20 protein-coding genes are annotated in these 25,980 nt (G+C 69.5%); 4 read left to right on the forward strand and 16 right to left on the reverse strand.

Annotation, left to right across the window (positions count from 1 at the left end; all coding sequences use genetic code 11):
- Position 1: 1 nt before the first annotated feature.
- The 5 genes from FHR19_RS12190 to FHR19_RS12210 all read right to left on the reverse strand — a co-directional run bounded on the left by FHR19_RS12190 (position 2) and on the right by FHR19_RS12210 (position 7,583).
- On the reverse strand, positions 2–931 hold the full coding sequence (locus FHR19_RS12190; RefSeq protein WP_184028719.1) for a 3-keto-disaccharide hydrolase: 930 nt from the start codon (positions 929–931) through the stop codon (positions 2–4).
- Positions 928–2,244 carry a Gfo/Idh/MocA family protein gene (locus tag FHR19_RS12195; protein ID WP_184028722.1) on the reverse strand — a complete coding sequence of 439 codons (1,317 nt, stop codon included), beginning with the start codon at positions 2,242–2,244 and terminating at the stop codon, positions 928–930. The genes FHR19_RS12190 and FHR19_RS12195 overlap by 4 nt, the downstream gene beginning before the upstream one ends.
- A gap of 19 nt (positions 2,245–2,263) precedes the next feature.
- On the reverse strand, positions 2,264–3,859 hold the full coding sequence (locus FHR19_RS12200) for a DUF5597 domain-containing protein (RefSeq protein ID WP_184028724.1): 1,596 nt from the start codon (positions 3,857–3,859) through the stop codon (positions 2,264–2,266).
- The gene (locus tag FHR19_RS12205) at positions 3,856–6,177 is read right to left on the reverse strand and encodes a glycoside hydrolase family 31 protein (RefSeq protein WP_184028727.1); all 2,322 of its coding nucleotides are present in this window, start codon (positions 6,175–6,177) and stop codon (positions 3,856–3,858) included. The genes FHR19_RS12200 and FHR19_RS12205 overlap by 4 nt, the downstream gene beginning before the upstream one ends.
- Positions 6,178–6,293: 116 nt before the next feature.
- Complete coding sequence (locus FHR19_RS12210; protein ID WP_246359479.1) at positions 6,294–7,583, reverse strand: MFS transporter; 1,290 nt, start codon at positions 7,581–7,583, stop codon at positions 6,294–6,296.
- Positions 7,584–7,699: 116 nt separating this feature from the next.
- Between FHR19_RS12210 and FHR19_RS12215 the strand changes: the two genes are divergently transcribed.
- On the forward strand, positions 7,700–8,833 hold the full coding sequence (locus FHR19_RS12215; protein ID WP_184028730.1) for a glycoside hydrolase family 68 protein: 1,134 nt from the start codon (positions 7,700–7,702) through the stop codon (positions 8,831–8,833).
- Here FHR19_RS12215 and FHR19_RS12220 read toward each other — a convergent pair.
- The 9 genes from FHR19_RS12220 to FHR19_RS12260 all read right to left on the reverse strand — a co-directional run bounded on the left by FHR19_RS12220 (position 8,830) and on the right by FHR19_RS12260 (position 20,865).
- Positions 8,830–9,861: a LacI family DNA-binding transcriptional regulator gene (locus FHR19_RS12220; RefSeq protein ID WP_184028732.1), complete on the reverse strand. Its 1,032-nt coding sequence runs from the start codon at positions 9,859–9,861 to the stop codon at positions 8,830–8,832. The genes FHR19_RS12215 and FHR19_RS12220 overlap by 4 nt on opposite strands.
- Positions 9,858–11,222 (reverse strand): putative 2OG-Fe(II) oxygenase, encoded by a 1,365-nt coding sequence (locus FHR19_RS12225; RefSeq protein ID WP_184028735.1) that lies wholly within the window; start codon positions 11,220–11,222, stop codon positions 9,858–9,860. Before FHR19_RS12225 ends, FHR19_RS12220 begins: the two co-directional genes overlap by 4 nt.
- Positions 11,219–12,727 carry a tryptophan halogenase family protein gene (locus FHR19_RS12230; protein ID WP_184028738.1) on the reverse strand — a complete coding sequence of 503 codons (1,509 nt, stop codon included), beginning with the start codon at positions 12,725–12,727 and terminating at the stop codon, positions 11,219–11,221. Before FHR19_RS12230 ends, FHR19_RS12225 begins: the two co-directional genes overlap by 4 nt.
- A 78-nt stretch (positions 12,728–12,805) precedes the next feature.
- Positions 12,806–15,361: a TonB-dependent receptor gene (locus FHR19_RS12235; protein ID WP_246359480.1), complete on the reverse strand. Its 2,556-nt coding sequence runs from the start codon at positions 15,359–15,361 to the stop codon at positions 12,806–12,808.
- 205 nt (positions 15,362–15,566) lie between these two features.
- Positions 15,567–16,262 carry a gluconate 2-dehydrogenase subunit 3 family protein gene (locus FHR19_RS12240; protein WP_184028741.1) on the reverse strand — a complete coding sequence of 232 codons (696 nt, stop codon included), beginning with the start codon at positions 16,260–16,262 and terminating at the stop codon, positions 15,567–15,569.
- On the reverse strand, positions 16,259–17,959 hold the full coding sequence (locus tag FHR19_RS12245; protein ID WP_184028744.1) for a GMC family oxidoreductase: 1,701 nt from the start codon (positions 17,957–17,959) through the stop codon (positions 16,259–16,261). Before FHR19_RS12245 ends, FHR19_RS12240 begins: the two co-directional genes overlap by 4 nt.
- Positions 17,956–18,708 (reverse strand): 3-keto-disaccharide hydrolase, encoded by a 753-nt coding sequence (locus FHR19_RS12250; protein ID WP_184028747.1) that lies wholly within the window; start codon positions 18,706–18,708, stop codon positions 17,956–17,958. Before FHR19_RS12250 ends, FHR19_RS12245 begins: the two co-directional genes overlap by 4 nt.
- 131 nt (positions 18,709–18,839) lie before the next feature.
- Complete coding sequence (locus FHR19_RS12255; RefSeq protein WP_184028750.1) at positions 18,840–19,637, reverse strand: PRC-barrel domain-containing protein; 798 nt, start codon at positions 19,635–19,637, stop codon at positions 18,840–18,842.
- A gap of 73 nt (positions 19,638–19,710) precedes the next feature.
- Positions 19,711–20,865: a S8 family serine peptidase gene (locus tag FHR19_RS12260; protein ID WP_184028753.1), complete on the reverse strand. Its 1,155-nt coding sequence runs from the start codon at positions 20,863–20,865 to the stop codon at positions 19,711–19,713.
- A gap of 94 nt (positions 20,866–20,959) precedes the next feature.
- Here FHR19_RS12260 and FHR19_RS12265 point away from each other — a divergent pair, with 94 nt between their 5' ends.
- From FHR19_RS12265 to FHR19_RS12275, 3 genes are all read left to right on the forward strand, one after another.
- Entirely contained in the window at positions 20,960–21,448 is a 489-nt protein-coding gene (locus tag FHR19_RS12265) for a sigma-70 family RNA polymerase sigma factor (RefSeq protein ID WP_184028756.1), read from the forward strand.
- Positions 21,445–22,125, forward strand: a complete 681-nt coding sequence (locus FHR19_RS12270) for an anti-sigma factor (protein ID WP_184028759.1) — start codon at positions 21,445–21,447, stop codon at positions 22,123–22,125. The genes FHR19_RS12265 and FHR19_RS12270 overlap by 4 nt, the downstream gene beginning before the upstream one ends.
- A gap of 63 nt (positions 22,126–22,188) precedes the next feature.
- Complete coding sequence (locus tag FHR19_RS12275; protein WP_184028762.1) at positions 22,189–22,752, forward strand: phosphoribosyltransferase; 564 nt, start codon at positions 22,189–22,191, stop codon at positions 22,750–22,752.
- Between the two features lie 6 nt (positions 22,753–22,758).
- On the opposite strand, the gene FHR19_RS12280 is transcribed toward FHR19_RS12275, so the two are convergent.
- On the reverse strand, positions 22,759–25,269 hold the full coding sequence (locus tag FHR19_RS12280) for an FtsX-like permease family protein (protein ID WP_184028765.1): 2,511 nt from the start codon (positions 25,267–25,269) through the stop codon (positions 22,759–22,761).
- A gap of 30 nt (positions 25,270–25,299) precedes the next feature.
- Positions 25,300–25,980 carry an ABC transporter ATP-binding protein gene (locus FHR19_RS12285; RefSeq protein WP_184028768.1) on the reverse strand — a complete coding sequence of 227 codons (681 nt, stop codon included), beginning with the start codon at positions 25,978–25,980 and terminating at the stop codon, positions 25,300–25,302.

Genomic DNA, 25,980 nt, shown 5'->3' on the forward strand with positions numbered 1-25,980 from the left:
GTCAGCCGGCGGCGCGGACGCGTGGCAGGCGATCGATCGGTTCGACGACGATATCCCGGAACCACGTCTCCGCTCCCTCCGACTGCAGCTGGATCCGCCCGTGCGTCAGCGGGACGCGGCGACCATCTGGTGCGATCGTCGCGAGGTCGCGGACTTCCGCCACAGGCACGCCGTTGACGACGTGCACCGCGCGGTCGCCGACGACGTAGAGGTCGAGCGTGTTCCACTGCCCCACCGGCCGCTCCGCATCGGTCGCCGCCTCGACGTTCCAGGTGGGCGTGCCGTTGACGATATCGACCTCCCGCCCGCCAGCGCGATAGCGCAGATGCGGAGCGATGATCTTCGGTTCGAACGCGACCGTCGTCCGGCCCCGAAGCTGGCTGCCCACCGCCACGATCATGCCCGTCGATCCGGTCATGATCTCGAACTCGGTCGAGGGTTGCCAGGTGCCGAACACTTCCCCCGGCTGCCCGTGGCTGTGATAGAGCAGGCCATTGTTGCGCGGCTGCTTTTCGCGCGGGGCGTACGTCCTGCCGCCCCACTTGAACTGGAGCCGCAGGTGGTAGTTGGACAGGTCGGCGCGGTGGATCAGGCTGCCCCAAGTCTCGCCCTTGACCCAGATCGCGGGCCTGCCGTCGATCGAGCGGACGGCGAAATCGGCGCCGGTGTCGCGCGACCGCCCGATCGGCCGCGCATCGGGACCGGCATTGTAGGTGATCGCCGGGTCGGCATAGCCGAGCCATGCCTGCCACCCGTCGAGGGTGCGCCCGTCGAACAGTGCGGTCGGCTTGCCGGTCGTCTTCGGGATATCGGTCAGCGTCAGGCGCTGCGGCGTCGTGACCGGATCGCCGGCGATCGCGCGCGCGGCCTCGATCGACTGCTGCGCGGACGCGGGCGCCGCGAGCGCCAGCAGTGCGAGGAGCACCCTCATCGCGCGGCCAGTCGATAGGGCGCACGGTAGCGCGGCGTGATGAGCGCATTGGCCCCCGCGTCGTTCCCGAAGCGGCCCGCGCGCGCATCCCACTCGACGCGGCGGCCGGTGCGATAGGCGACGTTGCCCATCTGACAGACGATCGCCGTCGCCGCCGCCTCGCCGATCGGGCACGCAGGGATGCGCGAGCGATCCTTGATGCACGCGACGAAGTCGGCGGTGTGGCGGACGAGGCCGTCGTCGCGACCGGGCGTGACCGGCACCGCGGGGCTCAGCGGCTTGCCGTCGCTCGTCTCCGGGATCACCTGCCAGCCACCGCGATCAACCACCACCGTCCCGCGCTCGCCGATGAAGGCGACGCCGTGGTCGCGCCCGCCATAGGGCCCCTGCCCGATCCCCACCGCATGCTCCCATTCGAGCAGATGGTCGCCGAAGTCGAAGATCGCGGTCTGCGTATCCGGCGTCTCCATCGCCGAGTCCGGATAGCCGAACGGCCCGCCGATCGAGGTGACGGCCCGCGGCACGTCCGCCTTCATCCCCATCCGCGCGATGTCGATCAGGTGGACCCCCCAGTCGGTCATCAGCCCGCCGGCATAGTCCCAGTACCAGCGCCAGCTGAAATGGAAGCGGTTGGGGTTGAACGCGCGGGCGGGTGCGGGACCGAGCCAGCGGTCGTAGTTCACCCCCGCGGGCGCCGGACCGTCGGGCTGCGGCGCGACGCGCTTCATCCAGCCCATATAGGCCCATGCCTTGACCTTGCGCACGCGGCCGACCTTGCCCGACTGGACGTGCGCGATCGCATCGCCCCAATGGCGGGCGCTGCGCTGCCATTGCCCCACCTGCACGACGCCGCCGTGCCGCGCCTGTGCCGCAACCATCGCCCGGCATTCGGCGATCGAGTTGCCGAGCGGTTTCTCGCAATAGGCGTGCTTGCCCGCCGACAGCGCGTCGATCAGCTGCAGCGCGTGCCAGTGGTCGGGCGTCGCGATGATGACCGCATCGACGGAGGGGTCGTCGAGCATCCGGCGGTAATCGTCATAGAGGCGCGGGCTGTGTCCCGCCTTGCGCAGCTCCGCCCCTCGCTCCGCCAGCACGCGCGCATCGACATCGGCGAGCGCGACGGGGACGACATCGCTGCCCTTCATCATCGCCTGAAGGTCGCTCCAGCCCATCCCCTTGCAGCCGATGACGCCGACGTGGAGCTTGTCGCTCGCTGCGACGCGGCGACGCGCCTCCGCCAAGGCCGGGCCAGCCAGCAGCGAGGCGGCAAGGCCCCCCGCGATCAGCCCGCGGCGGTCAAAACGTCCCGTCATCACCCACTCCCCGTTTTCGTCAGCGATAGCTACCCATCGTTACGCGCAGCATCACAGGTTCGCCTGTGAAATTAAAGCCATAGTCGGTCTGGTCGCCGTTCCAGCGGCGCGCGGCCACCCATTTGCCGGCGACGAAGCTGCCTTCCTCGGCGCTTAGTATCTCGCCCGCCTCGCCCTTCGCCGGGGCGGCCAGCGAGATCCGCGCACGCACGTTCGCGCCGGCGATCAGGAAGGTGTCGGGGGCGATCTGCGCGGCGACGATGCCGCCCACGGGCCGGTCCGCGTCGGGATGCTTTTCGGTCTTGAGCCAAGTGCCCCAATCGGCCTCGCCCATCTGCCACTGGCCGTATTCGGCGGCGATCTTCCATCGGCCCATGACGACCGACTGTTGGGGCATGTCCTTGGCCGTGCCCCAAATCGGATGGTCGCGGGCCACCCGCGCCCAATCGGAGGCCATCGGCGCGAACAGCTTATAGGGCGCAGCGAACGCCTCGATCACGCCGCCGTCGAAGCTCTTGGCACCCAGTGGGTAGTTGAAGAACCCCGTCGCATCCATGCCGAACGGCGCAAAGCCGATCGCGCCCTTGCCCAGTGCGGGCCAGAAGAAGCGCGCATAGTCGGCGGCGTTGCCGATCTCGGGCACCATCAGCGCATTGTCGGGACGGGCGTACTTGTCGAGGAAGGCTGCCACGTCAGGCGCTTTGCGATTGTAGATGTCGGGCGCGAGCAGGTCGATGTGCGGGGCCGCCGCCTTCCACACCGGGATGACGTTCCAGTTCGGCCCGCCCGACGGGCCGACCTCGCCCCCCTCGTCGGTGAACGCGCTGCCAAGGGCGGCATTGACGTACATGGGGAGCGGCTTCGCCGCCTTGCCCGCCGCGGCGATCGCATCGACGTATCGCGCGAGATGCCAGGTCTGAAAGAACTGCTCTGCCCGCTTGCCGAACACCACCTCCCACGTCCCCGGATTGACCTTCAGCGCGCGGACGAGCTCGGCGGGCACCGGCCCCCGGAACAGCTTGTCGGCGGCATGGTCGCGGGCGAGGCGATAGCTGCCCGCCTCATTTTCGACCTGCACCATGATGACGGTGTTCTGCGCGTCGTGCTTCGCCAGATGCGTCATCAGTGCGACAAAGGCGCGGCGGTCGGCGGCGAGCGTCTCGGTCCCGTGCGGGCTAAGCGCATAATGCGCGCTGCCGTCCGCAGTCCGCATCCGCGGAAAGCGTTTGCCGTCGCGCTTCACCCATTCGGGCGCATAGCTGGCGCCGGTGTTCTTCCACGTCCCGAACCACAGGAGGACAAGCCGCCTGTCGTGCGCCCGCGCCTCCGCCAGCAGCGTGTCGACAAAGCCGAATTCGAACTGGCCCTCGACCGGCTCGACCTGTTCCCACGCGATCGGAATTTCGAGCGTGTTGGCGTGCATCGCCTCGACCACCGGCCACACCTTGGGCAGCGCGGCGGGATAGTTGGACGAATTGTTCGCCTGTGCGCCCAGCATCAGAAAGGGCTTGCCGTCGACGATCAGTGCGTGGCGACCGTCCTTCGTCTCCAGCCGCGGCGATTGCTGCGCAGCAATCGGTGACGCAACCAGCGCGAGCGCTAGCAGCGCCCTCACTGACCGCGCACTACTTCGACCAGCGACGCGGCATCCTGTCCGGTCGGCAGCCGCCCGCTGGCCGACAGCCGGCCGGTCGCGTCGTTCCAGACGAGCTCGGCCTTGCGCCCCCCGCCGCGCTGATAGGCGTTGGTCACGCCGTCATCGTCATAAAGCGGGAACCGCGCGTCGCGCCCCGGATAGATGCGGATCGCGGTCAGCGCCTGCTTCTCGCTTGTATTCTTAACCGCCGCGCCCATCGGCACGATCGACCCCGCGCGCACGAAGAGCGGCATCCGCTCGATCGGTGCCGCCGCCTCGATCGTCTGACCGCCGGTGTAACGCTTGTTGGTCCAGTAGTCGTACCAGTCGGTCCCGGCGGGCAGGTACACCGACCGGCTCGTCCGCCCCTGCTCGACGACGGGCGCGACGAGGAAGGCGGGGCCGAACATATACTGGTCGCGAATGTCGGCGACCTTCGGATCGCTGCCGAAATCCATGAACAGCGCGCGCATGAACGGCGCCCCGCCCTCGTACGTCTGTCGCCCCAGCGAATAGAGGTATGGGATCATCGCGTAGCGAAGCCGCAGCCAGTCGGCGAGGATCGGCTCGGCCGCCGCGCCATATTCCCAGATCGCCGTCGCCGGCCGCTGGCCATGGATGCGCAGCGTTGGGGTGAAGCTGTTATACTGGAACCAGCGCACGAAGAGTTCGGGATAGTCCCGGTAATCCGGCCCCATCGCGGTGGCGCCGGCGGGGTCGACCAGCACCGGCCGCTCCGCCTTCGGCCCGTTCGGCCACTGCCACCCGCCGGTGTCGCTGCTGGTATAGGCGATGCCGCTTGCCGCCATGTTCAGCGTCGCGGGCACCTGTCGCTGCAAGGCTTCCCAGCTTGCGTGCACGTCGGCGGTCCAGAAGATCGCGCCCGACGCCTGCGCGCCGGTGTACGCCGCGCGCGCGAGGATCAGGTTGCGGAAGTCGGGCCGGTCCTTCGCCGACCCCTCCGCCACGCCGCCGGTGTGGACCAGCGGAAAGAGGTTGTAGAAGCGGTCGCCCGAGCCGATCGAATAGAACTTCCCCGCGGGCACCAGATCCGGCTCGGTCTCGTCGAGCCAGAACCAGTCGAAGCCTTCGCTGGCCAGATTGTCGCGGATCCTGCCCCAGAACCACTGCCGCGCGTCGGGGTTGGTGCTGTCGATCAGCGCCCCCACCCGGTCCGACCGGATGGCAAGGCCATAGGCCGGCTCGCCGTCCGGATCCTTCAGGAACCAGCCCTTGGAGGCCAGCATGTCATAATAGCGCCCCTCCCGCTCGTATCGCGGCCACACCGACAGCATCGTGTGCAGCCCGCGCGCATGCAGCTCGCGGTTCATGCCGGCGGGATCGGGGAAGGCCGTCCGGTCGATGTCCATCTGGCCCATGCGGGTCCAGTGGAACCAGTCGAGCACCATCACGTCGAGCGGCAGGTTACGCTTCGCATAGCCGTCGGCGATGCTCATGAGCTCAGCCTGCGTCTCGTACCGCGCCTTAGACTGGATCAGCCCGAACGCGGCCTTAGGCGGCAGCGGGGTCCGGCCAGTGAGTCTGGCATAGCCGGCGTAGAGGTCGTCCGTCGTTTTGCCCGTGACGATAAAGAACGACACCCGCTCGCCCACGCGCGACTGGAACTGCGTCCTGTCGTTGATCCCCGGCGACACCGTCGTGACCGATGGGTTGTCCCACAGGATCGCATAGCCCTTGTCGGTGACGAGGAAGGGCACGCACACCGTCTCGCCGGTCGGCGCATCGTAATTGTGACGGCAATCGATCGTCCGCCCGCGCAGGTCGAGCGCACCTTCCTGGTTCTGCCCAAGCCCATAGTAATGTGTGCCCCGCGGTTCGGCGAAGGTCGCGCCGATGCGGAACGTCTTTTCGCCGCTCACCTCGTGCGGGGCCAGTTCCCAGCCGGTCATCGCCGTGATCTCGCGCCCGTCCGCACCCCGCACCGCGATCGACACCGGCGGCAGCGAGGGCACAAAGTACCGCTCCATCTGGCTCGGCGCCTTGGGCCAGGGTTGCGCGTTCACCGTCACCGACAGATCGCTCGAACTGTACGTATCGCCCGCCGCATCGGCGCGGTGCGTCCAGCCCGCGGGCGCAGGCTTGCCGCTGATGCCGTAGCCCGGCCCCTTCTCGATCTCCTTGGGGTCGAGCGCGATCGTCACATGGACGATACCGGGGCCATAGGGCTCGATCGCCACCCGGCTGCCGTTTCGGTCGAGCATCGGAAAGGTCTGCGCCTCGGCCGCACTCGCCGCCAGAAATGACAGGCCGGCGAGAAGAAGGGGGCGAAGCGTCATTGGCAATCCTGTCCTGAACCTTTTTGCGAGCGGTAACAAAAACCGGCGTGGTTCGAAAGGACGGCTGTTCGCGTGAGACACCTTTGATCGGGTCGAAACGGGCGGGCGATGCCCGGTCAGCTAGCACCTGCCTCCCCCGGCTCGTAGTCCGCGGCGTTTCGCGCCGCGAGCCGCGCGGCGAACGGGCGAGCGATGAGGTTCCACCCCGTCAGCAGCGCCAGCCCGCTAGCGAACACCGCGCCGAGGACGATGCTCCAGCGCGTATCGCCCAACCCCTCCGCCAGCGCCGCCATGCCAAGCGGGGCGAGCACCGCCGACAGGCAGGTGAAGAACAGAAGCAAGCCCGCCACCGCGCCGTGACGGCGCTTGTCGAAGCAACTGATCCCGGTCGAGTTGATCGTCGGATAGAGCACCGACATGAACAGCCCGGTGGCGGGCAGCGCAAAGGTGGCGACGCCGCGCCCGCCGATCACCGACAGCCAGAACAGCGCCGCCATCGCGCCGCTGCAGATCGCGAGCACCGTGCTCCATTCGAACCGCCCGAGCAGCCAGACGCCGACGAACCGCCCGCCGGCGCGCAGCACGAAGAAGATCGACACCGCATAGAGCGCCAGCCACGCCCACTCGCCCTTGTAATCGGCGAGATAGGTCGGCGCCCAAACATAGATCGCCGCCTCCGCTGCAACGTAGAGCATCAGGGCCGCGGCGAAGAAGATCGCGGTCGGGTCGCCGATCAGGCGCAGCGCCTCCCCCGCCTGCGGCCTTTCCGCCGCGGCCGCGACCGGCTGCGGGAAGCGCGCGAACAAGGTGCCGAGCACCAGCAGCCCGCACAGCATCGCCGCGACCAGATACACCCACTTCCAGCTTGCCCCGCCCTGAAGCAGTACGGCCACCAGCGCCGGGCCGACGATCGCGCCTACGCCGAAGAACCCCTCGACCAGGTTCATCGTCGCGGCATGTTCGCGCGTCGAGCGGGTCAGGTCGCCGATCAGCGCCAGCGCGCCCGCCTTGAAGATGCCGATGCCGAGGCCCGAAACGAACAGCAGAAAGGTGAAGAACAGGAAATCATGGCCCGCCGCGAACAGGGCCGAACCGAGGCCGAAAAGCGCAAGGCCGATCAGGATCGTCGGCTTGCGCCCGATGCGATCCGCTAGAAAGCCGAGCGCGATCGCCGAAATGCCGATCCCCGACATCGTCGCATACTGGAAAGACCCGCCCGCGGTCAGCCCAAGGCCGAATTCGCGGATCACCTCCGGAATGACGGTGCCGACCGAGTCCGTGGTCATCGCGAACATCGCGAACATGAGGAAGACCAGCGCCTTGAGCAGGACCGGCGCGCCATCCTGCCTGATCCGGCGACCGCCCATCGACGATGCCTGCGGTGCCACGCCCTGATAGCCGCTCATGCCCTCTCCACCCTTGCTTTGAACGCAGGCTAGGCGGTTAGAGGCAGCGATGCAATCGATTGTTGAAACGCATCCGGCTTTGCGCCAAGGTGGCCGTCATCGTTGTGGGGGAGGATATGACCGTGGCTCGAACGCACCCGCTCGCCGGGGTCTGGTCTGCGGACGCCGCCCGGCTCGCCGCCGCGCAGCCGGGTGCCGCGATCGTGCCGTTCGCCGAAGTCTCGCACGATCCGGGGCTTCCCGATCTCGACCTGTGGGACATGTGGCATCTGACGGAGGCCGACGGGTCGACGGTGTTCGACGGCGGGCGAAGCTGGTGGTTCTTCCTCGCCACGCCCCGCTTTCCCGATCCGGAGGCGCGGCACGACCATGCCCGTATCCGCCTGCTGAGTCATGGCGATGGTGGGTGGCGCGATCATGGCTGGACGTTCGAACCGGGATTCACCCCGGGCAGCCGCGAATGGTCGGGATCGGCGGTGCGGACGGCCGACGGCAGCGTCCGGCACTTCTTCACCGCCGCCGGTCGCCGGGGCGAGCCGACGACGTTCGAGCAGCGAGTGTTCGAAACACGCGCCCCCTTCGCGGTCGTCGACGGCGAGCCGCGCTTCGGCGCGTGGAGCCCGCCGATCGAATGCGTGGTCGCCGATGGCGCGCATTACACGGTCGCACGCGACGCCGTCGCCGCGCCGACGGGCATCAAAGGCTTTCGCGATCCGGGCTATTTCCGCGATCCCGCCGATAGTCGCGAATATCTGTTCTTCACCGCGAATGCCGGCGGCGCCGACCGCTTTCCCGACGGCGTGATCGGGGCCGCGACGGCAAGCGGCGATGGCTGGTCGCTGCTGCCGCCGATCGTGTCGGCCGTGGGCACCAACAGCGAGCTCGAGCGACCACATATCGTCGTGCATGCCGGCCGCTATTATCTGTTCTGGTCGACGCACGCCCATCGCTTCGCGCCGGGGATCGGCGCGCCCTCCGGCCTCTATGCAATGGTTGCCGAGCGGATCGAGGGGCCGTGGCGACCGGTCAACGGATCGGGGCTGGTGGCCGCGAACCCCGCATCGGCGCCGGTCCAAGCCTATTGCTGGTGGGTGATGGACGAGTTTCGCGTCGCGAGCTTCGTCAATTACTGGCGCGGCGGCCCCGCAACCGAACCCGCGACGCCAGAGGCGCGGCGCGCGGCGTTCGGCGGCGTTCCGGCGCCCTTCTTCGACCTGGTGATCGACGGCGACCGGATCGCCGTCGCCTAGGCGCTGTCGCGCGGCACCAGCACCGGCGGCATCTCGACCGAGGGGGCGTCCGCGCCGCCGATCCGGGCGAACAGCGCGTCGACCATCGCGCGCGCGCCGGTGACCAAGTCCTGTCGCACCGTCGTCAGGCGCGGCACGATGCTCTCGGACAGCGGCAGGTCGTCGAAGCCGGTGACGGCGATGCGGCCGGGCACCGATATGCCGCGATCGACCAGCGCGCGGATCGTCCGCATCGCGATCACGTCGGACGCGGCGGCAATACCGTCGACTTCGGGCGGCAGCGCATCGACATGGCCCGCGATCTCGTCGGCCATGATGTCGGAGGCGAGGTGCGTATCGAGCTGCAACGGCGGCGGCAGGCCCGCCGCGGCCAGCGCATCGCAGACGCCGCGATGCCGCTCGATCAGTTCGAGCGTCCGCACCTCCCCCAGGAATGCGAGCCGGCGGCAGCCGCGTTCGATCAGCCGCTCGGCAGCAAGCCGTCCTCCCATCCGGTTGTCGACGCCGACCGCGCAATGCACCTGTCCGGGCAGCGCACTGCCCCAGACGACCAGCGGGCGATAGGTCGCGGCGACCCGCTCGATCGCCTCGAACTGGTCCGACTGACCGATCAGCAGCACGCCGTCGAGCATGCCCGAGGTGACGATGCGCTCCAGCCAGTCGTTGGCATCGGGAATGATGCGCGAGAGCATCAGGTCGTACCCGTTTTCGGTCAGCGCATCGGCAAGGTGGCCGAGGATCGTCATGAAGAACGGGTCGGACAGATGCTGGCGCCGCTCGTGCCCCAGCGGCACGACGACGCCGATGACGCCGGTCCGCTGCGTGCGCAGGCGGCGCGCCATCTGGTTGGGGCGAAAGCCGTGCTCGTCGGCCAGCTTCTGGATCCGCTCGCGCGTTTCGGCGCTGATGAGCTCCTTGCCTGCCAGCGCGCGCGACACGGTGCCCGCCGTCACCCCCGCCAGCCGCGCGAGATCGGCGAGCGTGCGGACCCGCGGCGGCGTTCCTTCTGGATCGTTGGTCTTCGTCATCCACCCCGCCTTGCCGCAGGTACGATATCAAACGCAATGTTGAGCCGCTCGCCGGATGTGAACGGTAACGTCGAATGCCAAAGCGTTGAAGGGAAAAGGACAACCCGGCCGACCACGGGCCGGACGACGCGGCGCGGCGGAAGGTCGAGGCCAAGCTCGGGCGGCGGCGTGCCGAGCGCCAGGGCGCCACCCTCACCATCCGGCAGCGTGACGTAGAAGGCCGAGCTCAGCCAGCCGGCCGGATGGGTGTGCGGCACGTTGCGCCCGCCGCCCGAGAGGCGGACCGACCAGCTGCCCGCAAGCCGCAGCGGCGCGCGCGGGCGCCCGATCAGCGGGTGACGCGGATCGGGCGGCGGCAGTTGCGCGACATGCGCCTCCACCGCCGCCATCAGCGCGGCGCGCGTGCGCGCGAGGATCGGTTCGTGGCGAAGCAGGACCGAGCGATCGGTCTGCGTGCCGCCACGCACAGACTGCTCGCCATAGGGTGCGCGGGCGGTGTGCAGAGACCGCAGCGTCTCGGTCAGCTCACCAAATTCGGCGTCGGACAGCGCCACCGGGTATTCGCCGACCAGCCGCGGATCGCCCTCCAGCCACTCGGCCGCCGGATCGCCGAGCAGGCGCCACGCCAACGCCAGATATGGCCAAGCGAGCATCGCTGCCGGCCCGCCGAGCATCGCCTGCGCGGTATCGCGGGCACCCACCCAGTCCCCCTCACGTAGCGCGAACCGGATACGGCAGATCGACAGGCCGGCGTCGTCAATGCCCGTCGTGAGGTCAAGCAGACGGCGGGCCTCGCCCCGATCGGCGTCGCGCTCGACCGCCATGAACGTCTCGGCAAGCAGCAATCCGCGCGTTTCGCCGATCGCAGCGCATGCCTGGTCAAGGATCGTCCGTGCCGCCGGCCAGTCGCGCTGCTGCGCCACCGCGGCGAACCAAGCGAGCCACAGCGCCGCGTTGCCGGGCATTGCCTCGACCCCTGCGGCATAGCCCGCGAACGGATCACCCAGCTCGTGCGTCCAGCGAAGGGTCGCCAGCACGCGCTGCCCGTCGAGCCAGTCGGGCGCCGCGGCGACCGCATCGGCGAGCAGCGCCTCGCCCTGATCGGGCGCGCGCTCCGCGGCGAGCGCCAGCGCCTCGTTGCGCAACAGGTCGCGGTCGCCGGGGGCAAGCGCCCGCGCCGCCGCGAACAGGGCGGCGGCCGGATACCCGCGCTCGAACCGGATCTGTGCCAGGCACCGCGCTGCGACCGGATCGCGCGGCGCCAGCGCGTGCGCGCGGGTGAAGGCAGCATCGGCCTCACCCATCCGCTCCTCGCCGCGCAGTGCCAAGCCCCGGTCGAGGCAGGCCGCAACCTCGTTCATGCCGCCGCCCGGCAATTGCGCTCGATGAACTCGGCGTGGGTCGGCACGCGGGCCGCTTCCGCCGCCATTGCCGCGCGCAGCTTCGCCAGCCAGCCGCGCGCATCGACGCTGCGGTGATCGAGCAGCGGATCGAGCCCCTGGGGGAAATTGAGCTGGCCGATATGGACGGCGAGCCAGCTCGGCGGCGCGAACAGGTCCATCTCGCGCGCGACCAGCCTGCCGTGGCGGCGGAAATGCTCCAGTTTCAGCTTCAGCGTGTCGGGCACGTCCATTGCCGCGCAATAGCGCCACAGCTCGGCATCGGTCCGCTCGGTCAGCTTGTAGTGGAGGATCAGGAAGTCGCGGATCCGCTCGGTCTCGATCGACGTGACGCGGTTGAACTCGTCGATTGTGGCGGGATCGAAACCGCGGTCGGGGAACAGCGCCAGCAGCTTCGAGATGCCCGCCTGGATCAGGTGGATCGAGGTCGATTCGAGCGGCTCCAGAAACCCCGAAGACAGGCCGATCGCGACGACGTTGCGGTTCCACGCCAGCCGCCGCCGCCCGGTGACGAAGCGCAGGTGCCGCGGATCGGCGAGCGCGGGTGCATCCAGCCGGTCCAGCAGCGCCGCCGCCGCCGCGTCATCGTCCAGATGTGCGCTGCAATAGACATAGCCGTTGCCGGTGCGGTGCTGGAGCGGGATGCGCCACTGCCACCCCGCCTCCCGCGCGGTCGAGCGGGTATAGGGGATCGGCGGCTCGGCCCGCGCGGACGGCACCGCGACCGCGCGGTCGCAGGGCAGCCAGTGCGTCCATTCCTCGTACCCAGTCGCCAGCGCCCCCTCGATCAGCAGCCCTCGAAAGCCCGAGCAGTCGACGAACAGATCGGCATCGATCGCGCGCCCGTCCTCGAGCGTCACGCGCTCGACATGGCCGGTCTCACCATTCAGGGAGACATCCCGGACCTTGCCCTCGACGCGCACGACGCCCTTGCCCTCGGCATAGCGGCGCAGGAAGCGGGCATAGAGCCCGGCGTCGAAGTGAAAGGCATAGTCGTAGGTCGACAGGACGCTGCGCTGATCGGGGCTCGGCGGCGCGAACCGGCCCGTGCGGGCCAAGTGCCAGGCCATCGAATGCTCGTCGAGCGAGGCCCCCTCGCCCTCCGCCCGCGCGCGCAGCCAGTGCTGGTGCAGCGGCACGATGTCGAAGTTGCGGCCGTGCGGGCCGAACGGATGGAAATAGCGGTGGCCGATCCTCGCCCAGTCGACAAACTCGATGCCGAGCTTGAACGTCCCCTGCGTCTCGGCAACGAACTGGCGCTCGTCGATGCCGAGGGTGTCGTTGAAGATGCGGATCGGCGGGATCGTCGCCTCGCCGACGCCGACGGTGCCGATCTCGTCGGACTCCACCAGCGTGATCGTCGTGCCGCGCTGCAGCGCCTGTGCCAGCGCCGCGGCGGTCATCCATCCCGCCGTGCCGCCGCCGACGATCGCCACCGATCGGATGCGCCGGTCGTTGCCGCTCATGCCGCCCTCTCCTTTGGCGGTATCGTTAGGATAAAGCGCGGGCGGGTGCCAAGTCGGCGCCCGCCCGCGAGGCCGGGGTCAGAAGTTGAAACGGACCGAGCCGGTGAAGGTGCGGCCAAGCGCCGGCTGCCCGCTGATGACCGTCGGGGTGACGGTCGGATCGGCGACACCGCCATTGCCGCGCAGGTCGAAGGTGTCGAACAGGTTGTAGACGTTGACGCCGAGCTCGACATTCCGGAGCGGCGCGACGGTCACGTTGGCGTTGAATATCGCCTTGCCCGGATATTCGCGGCCGGCATCGTCAGTGGCGCTGGTCTGGCCGGTCATGGCGAGCCCCAGCCCGACGATCTCCGCCACCCGGTAATTGGCGACGACGTTGTAGGTGAGGTCGGGCAGGTTCGGCGAGCGCGTATAGTCGGCCGCGCCGGTGTTGAGCCGCTTCGCTTGGGTATAGGTCGCGTTGGTGAACAGCGAGAACGGTCCGCTGTCGAAGGTGCCCGTCCATTCGAGCCCCTGCGACTTGAACTTCGCGTCGATGATGCACCCACCCGCGCCGCCGGGGCAGCGCGTGGCCGACAATTCGAACGTGCTCTGCTTGAAATTGGCCTTGAGCAGCGAGAGCTGGACCGAATAGCGGCCGAAGCTGAAGCGGCCCTGGTTCTTCACGCCGATCTCGTACTGATTCACGAAATCGACCGAGGGGGTGAGGCCGTCGGCCGCGCAGCCGTTGGTCCCCGCCCGCGCATCGGCGCTGTTGCAAAGGTCGCCGTCGCGCGAGAACTTGCCGCCGAACGTCTGGCGATCGCTGTTGAACCGCCCGCCGCGCGAGGCGCGCGCGAAGATGTTGGTGTTGGCGCCCGGCTTGAACCCGCCGCCCACCGTCCAGCTGACATAGTTGCGGGTATAGTCGAGCACCTCGACCGGGCCGTTGGCGGTGATCGTCGGGATGCGCACCCCGCCCGAATTGACGAAGAACTCGGCCCCGCCCGCGCGCCCGCTGCCGCTGGCCTTCACCGATTCGAACCGGACGCTGCCGTCGATCTGGAACTGGTCGCCGGTCAGGTCGAGGCCGACATAAGGCGCGGTGTTCTTGTACGAATAGTCGTAATCGCGGCTGCAGCAGCTGCCCCAGTTGTTGTTGTAGCCGGAAATCCCCTCCTGCGTCAGCTTGGCGCCGGCCGCGTCATAGAGGTCGAGCTGCGCCGGATTGTCGCCGGACACCTCGCGCAGCGAGCGGTCGACGTGCCAGTCCATCGCGATCTTCTGGTTCATGTAGAACAGGCCCGCGCGTGCGGTGATGCGGCCGAAGCCGCCCGCCTCGAACTTGCCCGACAGGCCGAGGTCGTTGGCGAAGCTGCCCACGTCGCGGATGTTGGTGCGCACGTTGACGTTGTTGTCGACATAGGTGCCGGTGAACGCCTGGCCCGCGCGGGGCCCGTTGGCGTAGCGGATCGACGCGACGGTGGCATAGGGGACGCCGTTCAGCGACAGCTGCGACCCGATCACGCTGGCGCGCGTCGCGACGTTCAGGAACGGCGAGGAGAACGCGCCGTCCATCGCGGTGTAGCGGGCATTGTTGTCGATCGTGAAGTGATCGCCCCAGTCGTAGTGGAACTGCGCCTGGATCGCCTTGGCATTGGTGGTGATGCCGTCCATCGGCACACGACGAAGCGTGCTGTCGCGGTCGTAGATCAGGAAGTCGCGATTGTAGATCGAATAATTCGACGCGCGCCGCCCGTCGAAACCCGGAAACGGCTTCACATCGCTGACGTTCAGCCCGTTGATCGTCGCGAGCGCGGGGGCGCCGGTGTAGTTCGGCTCCCGCGTGTCGGCGAGCTTGAACAGCACGCGGACATAGCCGTTGCCGTCGTCGAACGTCTGGGTGACGTTGCCCTTGATCTGATAGCTGTCGCTGACGCGGTAATCGGCGCGCAGCGGCCCCTTGCCGGTGCGATAGAAGCCGCCGATGTGGAAGCGCGTCGTCTCGCCGATCGGCGCGCCGTAGCGGAAATCGACGCGCTGCTCGTTATAGCCGATGCCCTGGTTGAAGGCGACATAGCCGCCCGCCTGCTCGCCATAATGGCTGATATAGTTGATGACCGCGCCCGGCGCCTGCGAGGCGAAGGTGGCGGCGCCGCCGCCGCGCACCGCCTGCACGTCGGCGACCGAGGCGTCGAAGCGGGTCCAGTAATCGTTGTTGCCGAACTGCATGTCGCCGAACAGCACCGTCGGCAGACCATCCTCCTGCAACTGGACGAAGGGCGAGCCGCCCGTCGCTACCGGCAGGCCGCGGACCGCGATGTTCGAATTGCCGCCCGGGCCGGCGGTGCCCGCGACCTGGATGCCGGGGATCAGGCGCAGCGCCTCCGATTCCGAGCTTGGGCGGAAGGTCTGGACCGTCTCGGCAGAGATCGTCGTGACCGAGACCGAACTGTCGAGCTGTCGCTTGTCACGGCCCGAGGCGGTGACGACGATATCGTCGAGCGCACCCTGATCGGCGTCGGTGGTGCTCGGCTGTCCTGCCTGCGCATCGATCGGCGCGGGGGGCACGGTGGCCGTCTGGGCAAAAGCGGGCGCGCTCCCCGCGGCGACCCCGATCAGCGACGTGCAAGCGAGCAGCAGCGTACGGTTCAAGACAACCTCCCCTTTTTGCGGACCATCGTTGCGGGTCCCAGCGTTGAGGGTTCACATAGCAATGCAATCGATTTCCTGCAATCGATTGTTTGTTTGTTCGATGATCCTTTCGGATGATCGCTGGGCACCTCTTTGCGAGCCCGAACGCAAAAAGCCCCCACCGATGGCTCGGCAGGGGCTTTTCAGGTTGCCTTGTCGTCTGCGGCTAGGCGGGCGTCAGCTTGAGCGTCGCGAGGAGCGCGGACAGGTGGGCCAGCGCCTCCTGCGACGGGCCGGGATAAGGCCCCTCGGTCGGCTGGTCGCCGATATAGCCCATGTCCGCCTTCCCCTCGGGCAGAGTATAGAAGCCGAGCACGAGCAGCCCGCGCATCCGGTCCATGAACCGGACGGGCATCGCCATCGCGCCTGTGGGCGCCGCGGTGCAGAGCGTTTCGAGCAACCCGCCCCGCGTTTTCGCGTCCAGCGCCGCGAATGGCTTGCGGTACTGCGCCTCGCCCTGGCGGTCGAGCCAGGTCAGGCCGCCGAGGATCAGTGTCCGGTCGGTTTGCTGCGCCGGATAGGGCGCGCTGATCCATTCGTCGACGAACGCGCCGATGCCGAGCTTGGCGGCGCCCGGCGACACGTCATCGGCGGGCAGGATCATGTCGGCCAGCAGATCGACCGACGCGCGCTGCGCCGGGGTCAGCGTCAGCGGCCAGACGACCTTCGGCTCCATCAGCGTGGGATCGCGGCCATAGCCCCTGGTCGGCGGCAGCGGCGGGACCGGCCCCGGCCAGTCCGCGACCACGGGCAGCGGCGCGCCCTCCCCCACCGCCGCGCCCGCTTCGGGGGCGAGGCGGGCGAGCGGCAGGGCAGCGGCGGCCATCATCCACTGCATCGTCGTGCGGCGCGACAGCGTCATGCGAAAGCTCCCGACTTGAAGCGCGCGGCCAGCCGCTCGGACGAGCGCAGCGCCAGCGCGAGAATGGTGAGCGTCGGATTCTTGTGCGCGCCCGAGGCAAAGATCGCACCGTCCATCAGCGCCAGATTGTCGACGTCCCATGCCTGGCCATAGCCGTCGACCACCGAGGACCTTTTGTCCGCGCCCATCCGTGCGGTGCCGAGTTCGTGAATGATCTCGCCCCCCGCGGCCATGATCTTTTCGGGCGGCAGGGTGGGATCGTCGAGGATGCGGCCGCCCATCCGCGTGAAGATCGCGTGCGCCGTCTTTCGGCCGTGTGCGACCTGGTTGATCTCGTGCTGCGAAAACCTGAATGCGAAGCGCAGGACCGGAATGCCGAAGCGGTCCTTCACGCCCGGATCGATCTCGCAATAGGTGTCCTTGTTGGGGATCATCTCCCCGCGCAGCGCCATGCCGATCGTCGCGCCCGACGCCTGCCGCACCGCCTTCTTGAGGTCCGCGCCCCAGACGCGCGGCAGGACGTTCGACGACGGCACGCCGAACCGCCCCCAAACCTCGAAATGATAGCCGCGCGCGAAGTCGAGCTCGCCGCGCTTCTGCTGCTCGTAGAGCCAGAACGGGATGTAGATGTGCTGCCCGCCGATCCCGTCCTCGTTATAGCGCGGTCGTCCGGCAAGGCCGGGGATGTAGGCGGTGAACGACGCACCCGTCGAATCGGTCAGGTTGCGGCCAAGCTCACCCGAAGAATTGGCAAGGCCCCGGCCCGGCGTGCCGGAATTGAGGAGCAGCCGCGTCGTCTCGCCGGTGCCGGCGGCGAGGACGACCGCCTTCGCCTTGACCTCGTGCCGCATCCCCGTCTTGCGATCGACATATTCGACGCCGGTCGCGCGGCCCGCCTTGTCGGTCAGGACGCGGCTGACCATCGCATCGGTCTGGACGGTGAGCTTCCCCGTCGCCTTGGCCTGCGGCAGGAACGAGGTCGTCGTCTGGAACATCGCCCCGATCGTGCAGCCGCGCGTGCAGGGCGAGGCGTTGTAGCAGGCGGCGCGCGGCGCGACCGGATCGGGCATGTCGCGCGTCAGCACCGCGGTGTGCGCTGCGCGGACGGGAATGCCCATGCTCTCGGCCGTCGCCTTGATGAGCATCTCGGGGATGCGGGGCTTTGGCGGCGGCATCAGGCACTCGGCGGGCGAGTCCGGGTGGTTCTCCAGCCCGATCGGACCGCCGTTGACGCCGATCATCTTCTCGACCCGGTCATAGAAGGGCGCGACGTCGTCATAGGAAATCGGCCAGTCGACGCCGAGCCCGTCGCGCGAGAAGGGCTTGAAGTCGTACGCGCCCCAGCGCGGCACGTGGCGGCCCCAATGGTTGGTCCGTCCGCCCAGCATTCGCGGACGCCACCATTTGAAATCGCTGCCCGGCGCCGAGGTATAGGGCTCGCCCGTCACCTCCCAGCCGCCATCGACCGTCGCGTCGAAATAGCCGAACGGCTTGTCCGGCGTGCCGCTGCCGCGCAGCGGTGCGTCGCTTTCGGGCGCAAGCATGTTGACCTCCGCCTGCGGGTCGTAGTCGCGCCCCGCCTCCAGCATCAGGCAGCGCAGCCCCGCCTTGGTCAGCGTATAGGCGGCCATCCCGCCCGCGGCCCCAGAACCCACGATGATGACGTCTGCGGGTGCGGTTTCTTGTCCGGGGGTCATGGCTTGTCCACGATGGCGCTCGGCCCGATCGGGCGAAGCTTGATGTTGCGATAGGCGACGGGCTCGCCATGATCCTGAAGCGCGATGACGCCGCTGCCGAAGGTGCCGAAATGCGGCATCTTCGCGAACTTGGACTCGGCGACACGCGCGCGCCACGCATCGTCGCCATAGCTGACGTCGGCGGTCATCACCCCGTTCAGCCACTGGCGGATACGGCCCGGCTCGACCAGCAGCCGCGCGTGGTTCCAGCTGCCCGCCGGCCGCGCCGCCCCCGCCGGCGGCACGGTCATGTCATAGAGCGCGCCGGCCCGGTGCGAGGGGATCTTGCCGTCCGAATGGCCGGCGTCGTCGAGCACCTGCATCTCGAGCCCGGTCTCATAGACCTGCTTCGTATCGGCAAGGTTGCGCGCCAGATAGAGGACGCCGCTGTTGCCGCCCTTTGCCGTCTTCCAGTCGAGCGTCAGTTCGAACGCGCCGTAGCGCCCGGCGGTAACCAGGTCGGTGCCGCTCATCTGCCCGTCGGCCTTCACGAGCTCGATCGTGCCGTCCTTCACCCGCCAGGTCGGCGGCGCGGCGCCCCCGGCAAAGGATCGCCAGCCCGACAGGTCCCGGCCGTCGAACAGCAATGTCCAGCCGGCCTTGCGCTCGGCGGCGGTCAGGCGGTTCGCGGCCGGCGCCTGCGCGTCCGCGGCGACGCCCATCGGCAGGAGGAACAGGCTCGCCAGCGCGGCCCGCAGGGGGTTGGACATTCATGTCTCCCGGTCCGGCGCCCGGCGGGGCGCGCGATCTCAAGACCGGGTGATCGCAGCCAATCGCCGCGTTTTCAATCGCCGAGCGTATGCGGGGCCGTCCGGCTCCCTCGGCCGGCCCCGCCTCGCCCTCAGTCCGCCGCCTCGCGCTTCACGTCGCTGCGCTTCATCGCCGAGACGAGGACGCTGCCCTCGCCGGAGAAATTGGCGGCAGGAAGCGTCGCCACGCGGTCGCCGAGCTGGACGAGAACAGCGCGAACGCGGCCGTCGGCCTCGCTGCGCACGTCGCGAACGGTGCCGATCACCCGGTCCTTCGCATCGACGACGGTCATGCCCGGCTGCACGGCGAAGCTGCCCGCACCCGCCGCCGCGGCACTGCCCGCCAGCGCGAGCATCCCGTTGCCGGCCCCGGCGCTGCCGGTCGCGGTGCCGCTCGCGCTGCCCGCGGCGTTCGCCGCGCCGCTGCCGACGGCATCGCGCGTCTGCCGAAGCGTATCGCGCCCGCGGTTCGCAAGGCCGCGGGCCTCGCCGACCGCGCCGGTCGCAGTCGAACGGACGGCGTCGGTGCCGATCAGTTGCGCATCGACCGCGCCGGCGCCGCTGCCCGAGCCGCGCGTCGCGGCGCTGCCGCCGCCGGTCGGTGAGCGCCCGTCGATGAGCGTCCCGCCCTCGCCCGACGCGCTGCCGCCCGCGCGGACGCGGCCGCTGCGCCGATCGACCTGGCGGTCGGTCCGCAGTTCGCCGCTGCCGGTGCGCCTGAGCGTGCTCTCGGTCATCGTGCCGGGCGAACGGAGCGTGCCGGCCAGGCTGCCACCAAGTGACCCGCCGAGGCTGCCGCCAAGGCCGCCGCCGCCGAGTAACTGGGCAGAGGCAGGCGCCGCGAGCGTCGTCAGCGCGAGCGCCGCCGTCGTGAACAGAATGGAACGCATCTCTTGTCTCCTCTCAGCTTCGAGAGGGGAACGGCGCCCGGTGCCCGCTTAATCCCGGCGCGCGAACTTTTTTCTAGCGTCCCGGCACGCACGCCCCGCAGACGAGCCCGCGGCCATAGCCGCGCCCCGCCGCCGCCTCGGCATCGACGCGCGCGCGGCCCACCGCGGCAAGCCGCGCGGCGATGAGCGGCGCGGCGAACGAGGTGCCACGCACCGGCCGCATCCGCCCCCGCGCATCGGGTGCGGCAAACCCGGTATCGGGCGCGGCATAATCGAGATGGCTCGCCCGCCCCGCCTCGATCAGGACGCGGCCGCGTGCGTCGACGCCGGTCACCGCGACGACGCCGGGATAGGAGGCGGGATAGGCGGGCGGCGCGGCAGGCCCGTCATTGCCCACCGCCGCGACGATCGTCATCCCCCGCGCCTGCGCCGCCGCGACGACGCGCGCCAGCAGCGGGTTGGGCGGCCCGACCAGGCTGATCGACACGGTGCCCACGCCCGACCGGACGAGCCAGCCGATCGCGCGCGCGATCGCGACCGCGCCGCCGCCCGCCGGATCGCTGCCATAGACATCGGCGGCGACGACGCGCGCGCCGGGCGCCCCGCGGCCGATCAGCCAGGCGATCGCGCTGCCATGGTCGCTCGGCCGCGGCGCGCCACCGGCGAAGCCCTGTTGCCGCACACCGGCATCAGCGACGCCGCCGTCGATCATGCCCACCATCGGCCCCGCCGCCGCTGGAGGCGACGAAGGCATCGCAATCGACGCGGCGAGCCTGCCGCTCTCGAAATGGATCACGTCGGCGGCGATCGACGGCGCCTGTCGCCGCGCGCGGGCAAGCGCCCGGTCCAGCCGAAGCCCCGCCGGCACCGCCAGCCGCGCATAGCCGACGCCCAGCCCCTCGACTTCCTCGCGCTCGATCAGGCGAAAGCCGTCGCGCGTCAGCGCGGCGAGTGCCGCATCGGTCGGGTCGGTCAGCACGACCTCGCCCGCGACTGCCGCATCGCCGCGGTCGTCGCGGACGACGCGCCCGCCGCTCGACCGGACGAGCGCGGCGATCCGGTCGATGCGCGCCGCCGCCAGCGTCCGCGGTGCGGCATCGGCCACCCGGTCGACGGCCCCCAGCACCTGCCCCGGCAGCGCACCGATCCGGGGCGGTAGCGCGGGCAGCAGCTGCGCGCTTGCCGGGGCGGCGGCGGCGAGCAGGAGGACGAAGAGGTGGCGTGTCATCCCGATCCTTCTTGACGCACATGATCGCGCTGTCACGGGATGAAACGGACGATCCCATCCGTTTCATCCCCATGCCCGACCCCAAGGACCCCCGTTGAGTTTCGAGCGCGACCTGACCGCCCTGCTGCCGCGCCTGCGCCGCTTCGCGCATGCGCTGGCGCGCGACGCGGCCGATGCCGACGACCTGACACAGGTGGCGGTGGAGCGCGCACTGGTCGCGCGGGCGAGCTTTACGGCGGGGACGCGGATGGACAGCTGGATGTACCGGATCATGCGAAACGCCTGGATCGACACCGCGCGGATGCGCCGACGCGCTGCCCAGACCTTCGTCGCGGAGGAAGCGGGGGCCGAGGTCGGCGACGCGGGCGACCGCGCGATCGAGGCGCGGGTCGAACTCGATCGCGTCGGCCGCGCGATGGCGACGCTGCCCGACGAACAGCGCGAGGCGGTGGCGCTCGTGCTGGTCGAGGGGCTGGCCTACAAGGAGGCGGCCGCCGTGCTCGACATTCCGATGGGGACGCTCACCTCGCGCCTCGTCCGGGGGCGGGCGGCATTGATGACGAAATTGGGAGAAGCGGCATGACGATCGATCGCGAGACGCTGATGGCCTATGCCGATGGCGAGTGCGACCCGCTGACTACGCGGCGTGTCGAACGCGCGATCGCCGCCGACCCCGCGCTGGCGGCGGAGGTCGAGGCGCAGCGCGCGCTCCGGGCGCGGATCGGCGCGGCCTTCGCGCCCATCGCCGCCGCGCCAGTGCCGCCGCGGATCGCCGAGCTCGCCGCGTCCAATGTCGTCACCTTCCCCGCCCGCCCGAAACGCCGCTTCCCCGCCGGCTGGGCGGGGGCCGCCGCCGCCAGCCTCGTCCTCGGCCTCCTGATCGGTCGCGGGATCGCACCGGGCGGCCCGATCGAGGCAGGCCCCGACGGCCTCGTCGCGCGCGGCACGCTGGCGCGCGCGCTCGACACGCAGCCGGGCAGCGACGGCGCGGCCAGCGGCGTCCGGATGCTCGCGAGCTTCAGGGCGGCGGACGGCGGCTATTGCCGCGTGTTCGCGGGCAGCGCGACGAGCGGCATCGCCTGCCGCGACGGCGATGCCTGGACGCTGCGCCGCACCGCATCCGGCCGGGCGGAGGGCGGCGCCTATCGTCAGGCGGGGTCGGCCGATGCCGGGCTGATGGCGGCGGCACAGGATATGATGGCCGGGCAGCCGCTCGACGGCGCGGGCGAAGCCGCGGCGATCCGGCAGGGCTGGCGCTGACGCCCCCCTCCCCGCTCCTGGCGCGGTTGCCCAACGGGTGGCGGGGCGGCTAGTCACCGGCCGATGACAAGCGCCTCGCCCCCCAAACTCTACCTGTCGGCCGATCGCCTGCTGGCCGATTCCTTCCGCCTCGCCAATCTCGTCCACGACTCGGGCTTTCGCCCCAGCCACATCGTCGGGATCTGGCGCGGCGGTGCGCCCGTCGGCATCGCGGTGCAGGAACTGCTCGAATATCGCGGCGTCCATAGCGACCACATCGCGATCCGCACCGCGTCCTATACCGGCATCGACCAGCAGGAGCCGCAGGTGCGGATCTACGGCCTCGGCCATCTGGTCGACGTGCTGAACCCTGAGGACCGGCTGCTCCTGATCGACGACGTGTTCGACACAGGGCGCTCGATCCGCGCGCTCATCGCCGAACTGCGCCAGCGGTGCCGCAGGAACATGCCCGACGACGTCCGGGTCGCAACGGTCTATTACAAGCCGTCGCGGAACGTGACCGACCTCACGCCCGATTACTTCGTCCACGAGACGAGCGACTGGCTGATCTTCCCGCACGAAATCAACGGCCTGACCGAACACGAGATCCGGGCGCACAAGCACGGCGCCGAGTTCATCCTGCGCTGACGCCGGCTACTCGTAACGGAGCGCCCGGACCGGGCTGGTCCGCGCGACATGCCATGCGTGGCTGGCGACGGTGAGCACCGCGATTGCCATCGCGAGGCCCCCGGCGATCAGGAACGGCACCGGCGTCAGCGCGATCCGCTGATCGAAGCCGTTGAGCCAGTCGCGCATCAGCCACCACGCGACCGGCCAGGCGATCAGGTTGGCGATCAGGACGGGCCGGCTGAACTGCCAGACGAGCAGCCGGACGATATCGACGGTGCGCGCGCCCAGCACCTTGCGGATGCCGATCTCCTTGGTCCGCCGCTCGGCGGTAAAGGCGGCGAGCCCGAACAGGCCGAGACAGCCGATGACGACCGCAAGGATCGCAAACGCCGCGAACAACTGCCCCCGCGCCGCTTCCCGATCGTAGAGTTCGCGCACGATGTCGTCGGCATAGCGCGCCGCGAACGGCACTTGCGGAATGTTTCGCTTCCAGACGCGCTCAGCCGCCTCCCGTACCGCCGCCGGATCGCCCTCGTACCGCACGACCAGACTGTCGAAGCCGTTGCGCTGCATGTTGTACATGATCGGCTGGAGCGGATCGCGGATCGAGCGGAAGCGCGCATCCTCGACCACGCCGACGATCGTGATCGGCACGCGCCCGAACTCGTCGAGCGAGAGGCTGGCATAGAGCGCCTTGCCGATCGCATCGGCGGGGTTGGCGAAGCCGAGGCGCCGCGCCGCTTCGCGCGTGACGACCACGTTCGCGCCGCGCTGTGCGAACGCCTGTTCTGCGGCGCGATCGAGCGGATAGGGCGTTGTCGCGTCGTCGCGCCCGATGCCCTCGGAAAAGTCGCGCCCGGCCAGGATCTTCATCCCCATCGCGCGGAAGAAGCCCGGCTCGACGCCGTAGCGCCCGACATCGACCTGATCGCCGGCACTCGGCCCGGTATAGATCGCGCTGATCGAATTATTGTCGGGATCGACCGCGATCTGGGTGCGCGCGGCTGCGACGACGCCGGGCACGCGGCGGAGCTGCTCGGCCACTTGCTGGTCGCGGCCGTCGACGCCCTTGTAGCCGATATTGCCGATCTGGAGCAGGCCGTCGCGGACATAGCCGGCATCGGCGGTGCGCGCATAGGCGGTCTGGGCATCGATGACCGCGGTGCAGATGATGAGCCCGATCGACACCGCGAACTGCCCGATGACGAGCGCGTTGCGCAACCGCCCCGACCCTTGCGCGTCGGCAACGGACTTGTTCGCCTTCAGGATCTTGGCCGGCTCGAACCGGGCGAGATAGAAGGCGGGATATAGCCCCGCGAGCAGGCCCACGACCAGCGTCAGCAGGACGATCCAGCCGAGCCAGCCGTCGCCGCCCAGATATTGAAGCTGCATGTCCGCCTTGAGGAAGGCATTGAACGACGGCAGCAGCAACTCGACCGCGGCGAGCGCCAGCAGCATCGCGATCGCCGTCACCAGCACCGCCTCGGTCAGGAACTGCGCGATCAATTGCCCGCGGCTGGCGCCCAGCACTTTGCGCAGCGCCACCTCTCGCGCGCGCTGCGACGCGCGGGCGGTGGCGAGGTTGGTGAAATTGACGCACGCCATGCCGAGGATGAGGAACGCGATCACCGCAAAGGTGGCGACGGTCGCCCGGTCGTTGCCCGGCGTCGGCCCGCTGTTCTGCGCCTCGCCCAGATGCACGTCGGGAAGCGCGACGAGTCGATAGTCCTGATAGTCGCCGGGGTTCACCCGCCGCCCGCCACCCGGATAGTCGGGGATGTTGCGCTTCTCCCACGCCGGCATCCGCGACATGATGAGCGCGGCATCGGCGGGCGCGCGCAGGCGATAGAAGTTCCAGCCCGACTGGCTGTCCCACGCCGTCAACTGATCGCGGCGGTCGGCGAACTGCGCCTCGAGGTCGAAGCGCGCGACGGCGCCCGCGCTGAAGCTCGAATTGCGCGGCCAGTCCTTGAACACGGCGGTGACGCGGTAGTCGACCGGCCCGTTGTTGTCGACGATCGTCAGCGTCCGACCGGTCGGGTCGACATCGCCGAACCGCCGCTTCGCCTCGCTTTCGCTGAGCGCGATCGAGTGCGCGTCGGGCAGCGCGGTCGCCGCCGACCCACGGACGAATGGCACGTCCATGATCTCAAACAGATTGCCGTCGGCCATGCGCAGCTTCTCGATCTGGCTCGCCTGCCCGTCCTGGATCACGACGGGCGAGAAGCCGCGGACCCAGACGCGGCGCTCGACCTGATCGGGATAATCCTTGGCCAGCGCCCGGCCGGCGACGATCGAGCTGACCTGAAGCTTCATCTCCTCGCCGCCCGTCTCCGTCGCCGAGTAGAAGGTCTGGAGCTGGAAGGCACGGTCGCTACCGGGCATCCAGCGGTCGTAACCCGCCTCGTACCGGACATAGAGCAGGATGAGCAGGCACGCCGCCAGCCCGAGCGCGAGCCCGGCGATATTGATCGCGGCATAGACCCGGCTCTTGGCGAGCGCGCGAAGGCCGACGAGAAGATAGTTGCGCCACATGATGGACGGCTCCGAAATCAGGCGAGAGGATCAGGCGGCGCGGCGGCGTTCCTGGAGGATGCGGCCGTCGAGCATATTGACGATGCGACCGGCATAGTCGGCATGCGCGGGCGAGTGCGTGACCATCACGATCGTCGCGCCAGCCGCATTCAGCGACTGCAGCATCCGCATCACTTCCTCGCCGTGCGCGGTGTCGAGGTTGCCGGTCGGCTCGTCCGCCAGAATGAGCTTGGGCTCGGCCACCAGCGCGCGGGCGACCGCCACGCGTTGCTGCTGCCCGCCCGACAGCTGGCTGGGGCGATGGCGCGCGCGGTGGGCGATGCCGACGCGGTCCATCACCGCGTCGGTCCGCGCCCGCCGCTCGGCCGCCGGGACCGCGTGATAGAGGAGCGCCAGCTCGATATTCTCTCGCACCGTCAGTTCGTCGACCAGGTTGAAGCTCTGGAAGATGAAGCCGAGGTTCGCCTTGCGCACCGCCGACAGCTGCGCCTCACCCAGCGTCGCGACTTCCTGTCCGTCGAAGACGTAGGAGCCGCTCGACGGGCGATCGAGCATCCCGATCAGGTTGAGCAGCGTCGACTTGCCGCACCCCGACGGTCCCATGATCGCGACGAACTCGCCCGCGCCCACGTCGAGGTCGATGGCGTCGAGCGCCGTCGTTTCCACCGTGTCGGTCTGATAGACGCGGGACAATTGGCGCATCTGAAGCAT

Source organism: Sphingomonas yantingensis, assembly GCF_014199325.1.
Taxonomy (GTDB): domain Bacteria; phylum Pseudomonadota; class Alphaproteobacteria; order Sphingomonadales; family Sphingomonadaceae; genus Sphingomonas; species Sphingomonas yantingensis.